This window comes from Neopararhizobium haloflavum (genome assembly GCF_002750855.1).
Taxonomy (GTDB): domain Bacteria; phylum Pseudomonadota; class Alphaproteobacteria; order Rhizobiales; family Rhizobiaceae; genus Georhizobium; species Georhizobium haloflavum.
The window spans coordinates 16,542-28,683 of sequence record NZ_NWUC01000002.1 but is presented as its reverse complement, the minus strand read 5'-3'; the positions used below and the strand labels follow the sequence as shown (position 1 = coordinate 28,683).

The following is a 12,142-nucleotide window of genomic DNA, read 5'->3' as shown; positions in this document are numbered from 1 at the left end:
ATCAATTCCTGTAGGGTTCGAGGACTAAATCTCGCGTCACAATGACCCTGACCGGGAAGCCCGGCCGGATGGTCAGCGTCGGTGCGACCTGCAACTGGCGCTGGACGATCTGCTGCCCAGCCTGATTGATGGTGTCCTGCGCCCCGTCGCGAATAGCGCGGATCAGCCGGTCCTCGTCGTCTGTCGCCAGTTCCGTGCCGATACCGAGCAGCGTCGAGAGGCCGGCGGCCTTCATCAGATCCCACCAGTGATAATCGACGCCATCCTCAAGGCCGGCATAGCCGGAAGCGTCCGCGCCGGGCTGACGCTCCAGCACGATGGAGCGGCCGTTCGGCAGGATCAGGCGGTTCCAGACGAGCAGGACGCGGCGCTGGCCGAAGGTCACGCCGGCATCGTACTGGCCGATGATGCGCGTCCCCTGCGGGATCAGGAGAAGCGAGCCGGTCGGGCTGTCATAGACGTTCTCCGTGACCTGCGCGGTGATCTGGCCGGGAAGGTCCGAACGGATGCCGGTAATCATCGCCGCCGGGATCACGGCCCCGGCCTGAAGGATGTAGGGCGAGGCTGGCGCCGCGATGCGGTCAAGGGCGACCGTCTGCCGATCCACCGGGCCGTTGAGGAAAGCCGTATGCCGGTCCTGCGTGCCGGTCGCGCCGGGCTGCGCGGCAAGGCCAAGGCCGGCAAGGCTCGGGTTGGCGGTCCCTGTGCCGGGCGTTGTCTGGAAAAAGACGCGGCTGACGCGCGCGGCCTCTTCCTCGGCGAGACGACGCTGTTCCGCAGGATCGACGGCGGGCGTCGCCATGACGGGGGCGGCAACGGGTTGACCCCGGTTCTGCGCGTCGAGGATCGGGCCGCCCAGATCGCCCGGCAATGCCGGTCCCAGGACCGGGCCGGTATAGTCGCGCGGCAGGCCGGACAGTCCGTCCGCCGTGGGGCGGTTCTCGGTCGAGTAGAGTTCGTCACCGCTGCCACTCATGTCACGGGTCTGGAGCGCATAGATCAGCGCCCCGCCGATCCCGAACAGCGCGACGGCTCCGACGCCGGCCAGCATCTTGCGGGACAGACGGGTGACGCGGGGCGGTTCGGCACGCAGGCGCATGGGTGCGGTGGTGTCCGCTGCGGCTTCTACAGGGATCGTGTCTTCGGTCATGACGGGGATTCTCCGGTCGCTTTTGCCGGCTGTGCAGCCTGCCGTTGCTCGATGCGGACGATCCTGACCGTCTGCTGGCGATCACCGCTGCCAAGGCGCAATTCGGCCGCGCCGAACAGGCGGTCCACGATGAGGATGTTCTGCTGGATGCGGCTGTTGACGATCTGGGTTTCGCCATCCGAGCCGATGACGAAGATCGGCGGCATCTCGCCCTGCACGATGCCGCGCGGGAAGATGACATAGATGCGGCGGCCATCGTCGAAGACGGAGATAGGCTTCCAGGGTGGGTTATCGCCGGTCAGGCCGTAGCGATAGTTGCGCGCCGCCTCGACCGGGATGATCGGTGCGGCCGGAACGGTCTGACGCTGGCCTGCCGGTTGTGCCGGATAGGCCCAGGCGACGGACGGCATATAGAGGGCTTCGCGGGCGCGCAGCTCGATCATGTAGGTACGCCGGTCGGTGGTCACGACGAGGTTCGTGGCGATGTCCGGCCGACTCGGTTTGACGAGGATATGGACGCGGCGCGTTGTGCCCGAGCCGCTTTCGGTGTCGCCGATGATCCAGCGGGCGGTGTCTCCTGCTGCAATCGGTCCCGCGCCGGTCAGGCTCTCGCCCGGTTCCAGCGCAATATTGGTGATCTGCCCCGGCGCGGCATATACTTGATAGAGCGCACCTTCCGACCAGGGATAAATCTGGATGGCGTTATAGTAGCCCTCGCGGCGCGGCTCGACGCGCGCGGCGGCATTGGCGTTCTCGACACGGCCGGCCGGTGTCCCGGCGGCGGTCCCGCCGCGCGCCACGGTCCAGGCCGGCGGCGTGTGCAATCGCCGGGGGAGGTCATCGGTGACGGCGGCCGGCACAACGGGCAGCGATGGCACGTCGGGGTCGTAGCTGAACTGCGGGGGTTTGTTGGTAGCGCAACCGGCCAGCATGGTGGCGGACAGCAGCAAAGCCGGAAGGCCGTGTTTACGGAAAGCCGGAACTGCGGGTTTGCGGGTCAACGTGCTCATTGGCTCATCTCCCGCGACCACGAGATGGCGTTGACGTAGATGCCGAGCGGGTTGGCGCGCAGGCGCTCGGCGTCGCGCGGGGTCTGGATCACGATGGTCAGGATCGCGGTCCATCGTTCGGTCGTGGAAAGCTGGCCGTTCTCGTAATGGCGTTCTGTCCAAGCCACGCGGAAGCTGTCGTTCGACGCCCGGATGACGCTGGACACCTCCACGGCGACCTGTTGCCGTCCGACCTTCGTGAAGGGGTCGTTGCTGCGGGCGTAGTCGTTGAGCGCCACCGCGCCGCGATCCGTGGTCCATTCATAGGCGCGGAGCCAATTCTGCCGGACAATGATGGCGTCTGCCGGGATCGCCCGGACCTGTTCGATGAAGCGGCCGAGATGGAAAGCAATCTGCGGATCGTTTGGCCGATAGTCGGCCGTGGCGGGTGCGACAGTCTGCGCCTGGCCGAGATTATCGACCTGCACCACCCACGGCACGACGGTCCCGCGCGCCGATTGCCAGACCAACGCCGAAGCAAAACCGGCCGAGAGGATCAGCGAGCCGAAGGCCATATAGCGCCAGTTCTTCGCCTGCACGCGGGCTGAGCCTATGCGCTCGTCCCAGACCTGCGCGGCTTTCTGGTATTGCGTCTCGGGTTCCGGCGATTTGCCGTAATGGGTCGATGGTCGTTTGAAGATGCTCATGAGCGGTCACTTTCGGAAAGATTGACGGAGGAGCCGCCGCCGTGGCTGTCGCCCGAGCGAACCGCATGGGCGGCCATGGTGGTGCCGTGGTTGACGGACTGTGAGCGCCGCATCCGCTGCGCCCAGGCCGGGGGGCTGGCAGTTGCTGAAGGCGATGCGGCTGCGGTTTCGGGGCCGGCGCTCGCGCCGCTGACGGTGCCTGCGGTGGATGATCCGCCCGTCACGCCGAAGGCAGCACGCGCGCCATTGGAAATACTGGATTTGACGCCTTCCGACGCTTTGGAGGCGGCACGCTTCAAGGGGGATGCAGCGGCAGAGCCTGCGGCGCGAGCGACGCCACCCAGGCCGGAAGCGACCCCCGCCGCGCCAGACTGGCCGAGCGAACCCATGCTGTAGGCTGCGGAGGCCCCGCCTGCGGCGGTTGCACCGCCGCGAACCGCCGCGGCTCCACCGGACAGAGCGGCGGCACCTCCCTTGACGGCGAGACCGGCCGCACCGCCTGCGGCAGCACCGCCGGCGAGCACCATGCCGCCGGCGGCCAGGCCGGTGCCGACCGCCGCGCCCGCGCCAAGCTGCGGCCCGCCCGAAACCAGACCGGAGGCGATGCCGGGTCCGAAGATGCCGAGGCCGAGCAGGGACAAGGCGGCGAGCACGACAGCCATGGCGTCGTCGATGCTCGGGGTCTGGCCGCCGAAGCCTTGCGTGAATTGCGAGAACAGCGTCGAGCCGATGCCGATGATGACGGCCAGCACCAGAACCTTGATGCCGGACGAAATGACATTGCCAAGCACGCGCTCGGCCATGAAGGCAGTTTTGCCGAAGAGGCCGAACGGGATCAGCACGAAGCCCGCCAGCGTGGACAGCTTGAACTCGATCAGCGTCACGAAAAGCTGGATCGCTAGGATGAAGAAGGCGAGGATTACGAGCGCCCAGGCGAACAGCAGGCAGGCGATCTGGATGAAGTTCTCGAAGAACGCCACCCAGCCCATCAGGTCGGAAATGGAGTCGAGCAGCGGCCGCGCGGCGTCGAGGCCGGTCTGCGCCACTTTGCCGGGCCGCATCAGATCCTGCGCGGTGAACCCCGTGCCGGATGCTTTCAGCCCTAGGCCGGCGAAGCTGTCGAAGACGATCTTTGCGAGGTTGTTCCAGTTGCCGATGAGATAAGCGAACACGCCGACGAACAGCGTCTTCTTCACAAGCCGAGCGATGATGTCGTCATCGGCGTTCCAGCTCCAGAACAGTGCGGCGAGCGTCACGTCGATGACGATGAGCGTTGTGGCGATGAACGCCACCTCGCCGCCGAGCAGGCCGAAGCCGGAGTCGATATATCGGGTGAAGACCCCGAGGAAATTGTCGATGACGCCCGCACCGCCCATGCATCACTGCCCTTCGCTGGAGGCCGGCGCGGCGGGCGCAGGCGAGCGGCCAAGAAAACGGTCGCGGGTTTCGGCCCAAACGCGCAGGCATTCGGCGTCGCTGGCTGCCGTTGTCCCAAGCTGCTGGCACCGGCGCTGCCCTTCTCGCAGCGGGTCCCGTTCGGGCTGGGCAAGACGCGGCGGCAATGCCGGCGTGTCTTCCTTGCGGGTCCTCTCGATGGCCGTCGCGGTGATGGCCATCGCCACGAATATGACTGCGCCCAGCCGGGCCAGCATCTTGCCGTCCATGGCCGCGCCCTCAGTTGCCGTTGTTGAACATCTGCGCGTTGCCGGGCGTGTAGCCCGAACCCGGCGTGAGGAAGCGTCGGCGCTGCTCGCGTCCCTGTTCGGCTGCTGCCGCACGCTCGGCTTCGGTCAACGCACCCGCCCGGCCATTGGCGGCGAGAAGCGCAACGAGATCGGAAAGCTGCTGCGACTGGAGAGCGAGAAGCTGGTTGCCGGCCTGCGTCGCCTGAAGCGCGCCAGTCGCCGACTGGCTCTGGCCGACAAGCTCGGACATCTGTGTGCGGTTGGTGTCGATGTTGCCGACGACGCCCGCCTGAACCCGCATGGCGTCCTGCAAGCCGCCGACCGTGTTCTGCCAGCGCGAGCGGGCGTCGGTGACGAGTTGGGCTTCGGTCGCCGACAGCGAGACATTGCCATATTGGGTCTGGAAGATCTGATCGACCTTCTGCACGTCGAAGGCGATGTTTTGGGCTTGGCTCAAAAGCTGCTGCGTGCGCTGCACGTTTTGTTGGAGCTGCTGAAGCGATGAATATGGCAGGCTCGCCAGATTCTTCGCCTGATTAATGAGCATGGTCGCTTCGTTCTGAAGTGACGTGATCTGGTTGTTGATCTGCTGGAGCGTGCGCGCGGCCGTCAGCACGTTCTGCGCATAGTTCGCCGGATCATAGACGATACGACCGAATTGCGCGTGAGCCGGGCTGGTCAGCATCGGTGACAGCGCGACGGGCATGGCAAGCGCCAGCGCGAGCATGGAAGCGCCGGCGAAGCGGGCAACGGGAACACGGATCATGGAAGGGTCTCCTCTGCTTGGGGGGCATCCGGCACGACCGGCGCGGCGGTTTCCGTCCGGTCGGCAAGATTGGTGAGATCGGGGATAAGGTCGGCTGCCCAATCGACGCCGCGCAGGCGCAGCCACGCCGCAAGGAAGCCGTCGCGACCATGCTCGGCGATAAGTCCGGCGATGCGCTTGTGGTCGGATTTCGCGGATACGGTGCAGAGCGCGAGGCCGACTTCGGACAGGCCCAGCTCGAAGAGGCGGTTTCCCCTGCGGCTCTGGCAGTAGTAATCCCGCTTGGGCGTGGCCCTTGCGAGGATTTCGATCTGCCGGTCATTCAACCCGAAGCGGCGATAGATGGCCGTGATCTGGGGTTCGATGGCCCGCTCGTTCGGCAGGAGCAATCGCGTCGGGCAGCTTTCGATGATGGCGGGCGCGATGTTGCTGCCGTCGATGTCCGATAGCGACTGCGTGGCGAAGATGACGCTGGCGTTCTTCTTCCTGAGCGTCTTCAGCCATTCGCGAAGCTGGTTGGCGAATCCTTCGTCGTCCAGCGCAAGCCAGCCCTCGTCGATGATAAGCAGCGTGGGCCGCCCGTCGAGCCGGTCGCCGATCCGGTGGAACAGATAGGCGAGCACGGCCGGGGCCGCGCCGGTTCCGACGAGCCCCTCGATCTCGAACGCCTGCACATCCGCATGCCCAAGATGTTCGGTCTCGGCGTCGAGCAGCCGACCATAAGCGCCGCCGATGCAATAGGGCCGCAATGCCTGTTTCAGATCGTTGGATTGGAGCAGGACCGTGAGGCCGGTGATGGTGCGTTCCCCGACCGGGGCGGACGCCAGCGAGGTCAGCGCCGTCCAGATATATTCCTTGGTCTCGGGCGTTACGGCCAAGCCCTCACGACCGAGAATGGCGGCGATCCAGTCGGCTGTCCAAGCACGTTCATAGGTGTCGTCGATGCGGGCGAGCGGCTGAAGCGAGACGGACGCCTCGTCTCCGTCCGTCAGTCCGCCGCCCAGATCGTGCCAGTCGCCGCCCATAGCGAGCGCGGCGGCGCGGATCGAGCCGCCGAAATCGAAGGCGAAGACCTGGCTGGCCTCATAACGGCGGAACTGCAAAGCCATGAGCGCGAGCAGCACGGACTTGCCCGCGCCGGTCGGACCGACAACGAGGGTGTGGCCCACGTCGCCGACATGGAGGGATAACCGGAATGGGGTGCTTCCCTCGGTCTTGCCATAGAGCAAGGGGGGCGACCCGAAGTGCTCATCCCGTTCCGGCCCCGCCCACACCGCCGAAAGCGGGATCATGTGGGCGAGATTCAAGGTGCTGATGGGTGGCTGGCGGACATTGGCATAGGCATGTCCGGGGATCGAGCCGAGCCAGGCGTCGACGGCGTTGACGGTTTCAGGCATCGCGGTGAAATCGCGGCCCTGTATGATCTTTTCGGCGAGGCGCAATTTCTCGTCGGCTATGCGCGGGTCCGCGTCCCAGACGGTGATAGTGGCCGTGACATAGGCCATGCCCGCCATATCCGCGCCGAGCTCCTGCAAGGCCATGTCGGCGTCAGCGGCCTTGTTCGCTGCGTCGGTGTCCACGAGGGCGGACGCCTCGTTGGTCATGACTTCCTTAAGGATCGCGGCGATGCTTTTGCGCTTGGCGAACCATTGCCGCCTGATCTTCGTCAGCAGCTTCGTCGCATCGGTCTTGTCCATGAGGATCGCGCGCGTGCTCCACCGATACGGGAACGGCAGCCGGTTCATCTCGTCGAGGAGGCCCGGCGTCGTCGCGGTCGGGAAGCCGATGATGGTCAGGACGCGCAGATGCTGGTTGCCAAGACGCGGCTCCAGCCCGCCGGTCAGTGACTGGTCGGCGAGCAGCGCATCGAGGTGCATCGGCACCTCCGGCACGCGCACGCGATGCCGGTTCGTGGAGATGGTCGAATGGAGATAGGTCAGCGTGCCGGCGTCATCGAGCCAACGGCATTCCGGCATGAAGCCATCGAGCAGAGCCAGAACCCGGTCGGTGCGATCCACGAAGCCGCGCAGCAATTCCCACGGATCGACGCCGGACTGCTCGCGGCCCTCGTAGAGCCAGGTTTCCGCGCGGGCGGCGTCCTCGGCGGGCGGGAGCCAGAGGAAAGTCAGGAAATAGCCGGACACGAAATGCGTGCCGGCTTCCTCGAAACCGGCCTTGCGCTCGGCGTCGAGCAGCGCCGACGCGGGATCGGGAAAGGTGCTGTCGGGATAGGTCGCAGCCTCGGAGCGCTGCGCCTCGACGAAGATCGACCAGCCGGACCCGAGACGGCGGACGGCATTGTTGATGCGGCCGGCGACCGCCACGAGTTCGGCCGCGACGGCGGAATCCAGATCGGGACCGCGGAACTTCGCAGTTCTCTGGAAACTGCCGTCCTTGTTCAAGACGACGCCGGGGCCGACAAGTGCTGCCCAGGGTAGGAAATCCGCGAGGCGACTGGCGGTGCGGCGGTATTCGGCAAGGTTCATCATGGTCACACCCTCACACCGAGAGATGGCCGGGGATGCGCAGATGCCTGCGGCCCACTTCGACAAAGAGGGGATCGCGCTTGGCCATCCACACGGCGGCGAAGTGGCCGATGACCCAGATGGCGAGGCCGACAAACCAGAGGCGCAGGCCGAGGCCCACGGCCCCGGCCAGCGTTCCGTTCATGATGGCGATGGAGCGCGGAGCGCCGCCGAGCAGGATATGCTCGGTCAGCGCCCGGTGGACCGGAACAATGAAGCCCGGCACCGCGTCGAGTTGTTCGAGGCCGCCCGTCATCAAACAAGCGCCCCGCCGCCGAACGAGAAGAACGACAGGAAGAAGCTCGACGCGGCGAAGGCGATCGACAGGCCGAACACGATCTGGATCAGCCGCCTGAACCCGCCGCTCGTGTCGCCGAAGGCCAGCGCGAGGCCGGTGGCGATAATCACGATCACGGCGATGATCTTGGCGACCGGCCCCTCGATCGATTGAAGGATGCTCTGAAGCGGAGCCTCCCAGGGCATCGACGAACCGGAGGCATGGGCGGCCGGGGCAAGCATGAGGCTGATGGCAAGGGTGGATGCGGCGGTCGCGGCGAAGCGATAGCCGCGCGAAAGCGTGCGGATCATGAAATTTCTCCTGTGTTGGTGGGGGTTGCGGGGGTGATGCGGTAGTCGCCGTCTGGCCCCAGCCCCTCGACGCGGGCGAGTTCGGCCAGCCGGCGCGCGGAACCGCGCCCGGCGAGGATGGCAACGAGGTCGATGGTCTCGGCGATCAGCGCGCGCGGGACCGTGACGACAGCCTCTTGAATGAGCTGTTCGAGGCGGCGGAGCGCGCCGATGCCGGTGCCGGCATGGATGGTGCCGATGCCGCCGGGGTGCCCCGTTCCCCAGGCTTTCAGAAGGTCGAGGGCTTCGGAGCCGCGCACCTCGCCGATGGGGATGCGGTCGGGGCGCAGGCGCAGCGACGAGCGCACAAGATCGGAAAGCGTCGCCACACCATCCTTGGTCCGCATGGCGACGAGGTTGGGCGCGGCGCATTGCAGCTCGCGCGTGTCCTCGATGATGACGACGCGATCCTGCGTCTTCGCCACTTCGGCCAGGAGCGCATTGGTCAGCGTGGTCTTGCCGGTGCTGGTGCCGCCTGCCACCAAAATGTTGGCGCGCTCGGCGACGGCTTCGCGCAGGGTCACGGCCTGATCGGCGGACATGATGCCTGCCGTCACATAGTCGTCGAGCGTGAAGACCGCGACGGCGGGCTTGCGGATGGCAAAGGCCGGTGCGGCGACGACGGGCGGCAGCAGCCCCTCGAACCGTTCTCCCGTCTCGGGCAGTTCCGCCGACACGCGCGGGGATTGGGCGTGAACCTCCGCGCCGACATGGTGTGCGACCAGCCGCACGATGCGTTCGCCATCGGCGGCGGAGAGAATCTCGCCGGTATCGGTCAGACCTTCGGACAGCCGGTCGATCCAGATGCGGCCGTCCGGGTTCAGCATCACCTCGATGACGGTTGGGTCTTCCAGAAACCGGGCGATGGACACGCCGAGGGCCGTGCGCAGCATCCGCGCGCCGCGCGCAATCGCCTCCGGTTTCTGGTGATGTGCAGTCATGTCGGCCCCATTTCTGGCGGGGCGTGACAGACGGACCCCGCAACGGGGTCGATTAAAAGAGCCTGAATTCAGACCGTTTCAACAAGTATCTAGCAGGATGCGGTGATCGGCGGCCATCGGCGGCAAATAGGATGGGTTGAAAATCTAAGAAGCGTGGCCATCGACCTCGGCCTGATCTTGCGACGAACTGTCGTGAAGCGAATCCATGTCGCGCGATAACTCTTTCAGAAACCTGTCTCCGGTCGCCAGCCTGCGGCCGAGATTCTGCATGAAGCCCTCGAACCGCTCGTTCCCCTTGATCCGTGCGGACTGCTTGGCGCTGTCGGGCAACGGCGGTGTCATCGTCAGCCAGAAGTGGACGAACAAGGAAAGGGTCTCGCCGAGCACGGCGAGATCTTCGTCCAGCGTGCCGATCTGCCTGCCGATCTTGTCCAGGCGGCGCGACATGGCCGCTTCCAGCCGGTCAGACGTGTCGCCCGACAGGAAGGATGCGACCGCCGCCTCGATGATGGCGGATTTCGAGACCTGTCGGCGCAGCGATAGCGCCTCGACCTGTTTGAGCAGTTCCGGGTCGAAATAGACATTCATGCGGGTGCGCGTCGTCATGGGCGACCTCTCAAAGCTCTATACCGTCATCGGAGTTCATCGAGGCCTGCCGGGCGATCATTCGCATCCGCGAGCGCAGCGCGCGGGCCTTGGCCGCGTCCACGTCCGGCTCGTCGTCCAGAATGTCGAACTCCTGGGCGGGCGTTGGTGGCGGCGGGATGATCTCCTCATGCTCGGGCAATTCCGGCTCGCGACGGATGCCGGCATTGTCGGGATCGCCCTCGGCCCCGCTGGCAGCGCCGGTCGCTGGCTTGTTCGCCGAGACGATGACGCGGCTCGTCCAGTCGTCGGTTGCTGGCTTCGCCACTGGTGCGGATGGCAACTCGGGCGGCGGCAGGATGCGCTCCTGCAATCGCGCATCCTCGAAATACCGGGCCTTCTTCGCCCGGATAGGTGGGGTTCCCGCGACCATCACGATTTCGTCTGCGGGCGGAAACTGCATGATCTCGCCCGGCGTGAGCAGCGGCCGCGCCGTCTCCTGCCGCGACACCATCAGATGCCCGAGCCAGGGCGCGAGGCGATGGCCGGCATAGTTGGTGGAATCACGCATCTCTGTTGCTGTGCCAAGCGAGTCCGAAACGCGCTTGGCGGTGCGCTCGTCGTTGGTGGCAAAGGCAACGCGCACATGGCAGTTGTCGAGAATGCTGTTGTTTGGCCCATAGGCGCGCTCGATCTGGTTGAGCGATTGGGCGATCAGGAAGGACTTGAGGCCATAGCCCGCCATGAAGGCGAGCGCCGATTCAAAGAAGTCGAGACGGCCGAGCGCGGGAAACTCGTCCAACATCATGAGCAGGCGATGCCGCTTGCCGGATAGCATCAGTTCCTCGGTAAGCCTGCGGCCGATCTGGTTGAGGATGAGCCGGATCAGCGGTTTCGTCCGGTTGATGTCGGACGGTGGCACGACGAGGTAGAGCGTCACCGGCTCTCGCCTGCCGACCAGATCGGCGATGCGCCAGTCGCAACGGTCCGTGACGCGCGCCACGACCGGATCGCGATACAAGCCCAGGAACGACATGGCGGTGGACAGCACGCCCGACCGTTCGTTCTCGCTCTTGTTCAGCAGCTCGCGCGCCGATGAGGCGATGACGGGGTGAACGCCAGCTTCGCCCAGATGCGGCGTGTCCATCATCGCGCGCAAGGTCGCTTCGACCGAGCGGCGGGGATCGGACAGGAAATTGGCGACGCCCGACAGGGTTTTGTCCGGCTCGGCATAGAGGACGTGCAGAATCGCGCCGACAAGGAGGCTGTGGCTGGTCTTTTCCCAATGGTTGCGCTTGTCGAGGCTGCCTTCGGGATCGACCAGAATATCAGCAATATTCTGCACGTCGCGGACTTCCCATTCGCCCTGCCGCACCTCCAGCAACGGATTGTAGGCGGACGATCTGGCGTTGGTGGGATCGAACAGCAGGACGCGGCCGTGCTGTGCCCGGAAGCCGGCCGTCAGCGTCCAGTTCTCGCCCTTGATGTCATGGACGATGCAGCTTCCCGGCCAGGTCAGCAGCGTGGGCACCACAAGGCCGACACCTTTGCCCGACCGCGTGGGTGCGAAGCACAACACATGCTCCGGCCCGTCATGGCGCAGATAGTCCCTGTCGTAGCGGCCGAGCACGACGCCATCGGGGCCGAGCAATCCGGCCGTGCGGATTTCCTTGTCCTCCGCCCATCGCGCGGAGCCGTAAGTGGCGACGTTGCGGGCTTCGCGCGCCCGGATGATTGACAAGAGGATGGCGGCACCGATCGCGAGGATGCCGCCCGATGTGGCGATAGCCGCGCCCTCCACGAAGATCGTGGGCGCATAGGCGTCGAAGGAGAACCACCACCAGAAAAAGGCGGGCGGATAGTAGAACGGCCAACCGGCCAGATCGAACCAGGGATTGCCAAGCTGGGGCTGGAAGCCGAGCCGAAACGCCACCCATTGCGTTGCGGCCCAGGTCATCACCATGACAATGGTGAAGACGACGGCAATCTGCCCCCAGAGTATTCGGCCTCCGCGCATACAGACTCCAATCGGCAAAATTGATGGAGCCGATCAGAGAATGGGCAATCATGCGGTAATCAACAATAAAGGTGGAGCGATAGGGCGACCGGATACTATCGGCGGTAAATAGGATGGGTCACGGCGGGACCATAACGGCACTGCTCGCCG

12 protein-coding genes are annotated in these 12,142 nt (G+C 65.7%); all 12 read right to left on the bottom strand.

The window, feature by feature from the left end; genetic code table 11:
- Nucleotide 1 precedes the first annotated feature (1 nt).
- Entirely contained in the window at nucleotides 2–1,150 is a 1,149-nt protein-coding gene (locus CN673_RS04510; protein ID WP_198585895.1) for a TraB/TrbI/VirB10 family type IV secretion system protein, read from the bottom strand.
- Nucleotides 1,147–2,160 carry a P-type conjugative transfer protein TrbG gene (gene trbG, locus CN673_RS04505; protein ID WP_030091819.1) on the bottom strand — a complete coding sequence of 338 codons (1,014 nt, stop codon included), beginning with the start codon at nucleotides 2,158–2,160 and terminating at the stop codon, nucleotides 1,147–1,149. The genes CN673_RS04510 and trbG overlap by 4 nt, the downstream gene beginning before the upstream one ends.
- Nucleotides 2,157–2,846: a conjugal transfer protein TrbF gene (gene trbF / locus CN673_RS04500; RefSeq protein WP_030091820.1), complete on the bottom strand. Its 690-nt coding sequence runs from the start codon at nucleotides 2,844–2,846 to the stop codon at nucleotides 2,157–2,159. Before trbF ends, trbG begins: the two co-directional genes overlap by 4 nt.
- Nucleotides 2,843–4,222 carry a P-type conjugative transfer protein TrbL gene (trbL, locus tag CN673_RS04495; RefSeq protein WP_030091821.1) on the bottom strand — a complete coding sequence of 460 codons (1,380 nt, stop codon included), beginning with the start codon at nucleotides 4,220–4,222 and terminating at the stop codon, nucleotides 2,843–2,845. The genes trbF and trbL overlap by 4 nt, the downstream gene beginning before the upstream one ends.
- A gap of 3 nt (nucleotides 4,223–4,225) precedes the next feature.
- Entirely contained in the window at nucleotides 4,226–4,510 is a 285-nt protein-coding gene (gene trbK-alt, locus CN673_RS04490) for a putative entry exclusion protein TrbK-alt (protein WP_030091822.1), read from the bottom strand.
- 10 nt (nucleotides 4,511–4,520) lie between these two features.
- Nucleotides 4,521–5,297, bottom strand: a complete 777-nt coding sequence (gene trbJ / locus CN673_RS04485; protein WP_030091823.1) for a P-type conjugative transfer protein TrbJ — start codon at nucleotides 5,295–5,297, stop codon at nucleotides 4,521–4,523.
- A complete protein-coding gene (gene trbE / locus CN673_RS04480) occupies nucleotides 5,294–7,786 on the bottom strand; it encodes a conjugal transfer protein TrbE (protein WP_030091824.1) in 2,493 nt (830 codons plus the stop codon). The genes trbJ and trbE overlap by 4 nt, the downstream gene beginning before the upstream one ends.
- A gap of 10 nt (nucleotides 7,787–7,796) precedes the next feature.
- Nucleotides 7,797–8,078, bottom strand: coding sequence for a VirB3 family type IV secretion system protein (locus tag CN673_RS04475; RefSeq protein WP_030091825.1), 282 nt, complete (start codon nucleotides 8,076–8,078; stop codon nucleotides 7,797–7,799).
- Entirely contained in the window at nucleotides 8,078–8,410 is a 333-nt protein-coding gene (locus CN673_RS04470) for a TrbC/VirB2 family type IV secretion system protein (protein ID WP_030091826.1), read from the bottom strand. Before CN673_RS04470 ends, CN673_RS04475 begins: the two co-directional genes overlap by 1 nt.
- Nucleotides 8,407–9,390 carry a P-type conjugative transfer ATPase TrbB gene (gene trbB / locus CN673_RS04465; RefSeq protein WP_030091827.1) on the bottom strand — a complete coding sequence of 328 codons (984 nt, stop codon included), beginning with the start codon at nucleotides 9,388–9,390 and terminating at the stop codon, nucleotides 8,407–8,409. The genes CN673_RS04470 and trbB overlap by 4 nt, the downstream gene beginning before the upstream one ends.
- Before the next feature lie 144 nt (nucleotides 9,391–9,534).
- Nucleotides 9,535–9,996 carry a ribbon-helix-helix domain-containing protein gene (locus tag CN673_RS04460; RefSeq protein WP_030091828.1) on the bottom strand — a complete coding sequence of 154 codons (462 nt, stop codon included), beginning with the start codon at nucleotides 9,994–9,996 and terminating at the stop codon, nucleotides 9,535–9,537.
- Between the two features lie 10 nt (nucleotides 9,997–10,006).
- Nucleotides 10,007–11,992: a conjugal transfer protein TraG gene (locus CN673_RS04455; protein WP_030091829.1), complete on the bottom strand. Its 1,986-nt coding sequence runs from the start codon at nucleotides 11,990–11,992 to the stop codon at nucleotides 10,007–10,009.
- Nucleotides 11,993–12,142: the final 150 nt, after the last annotated feature.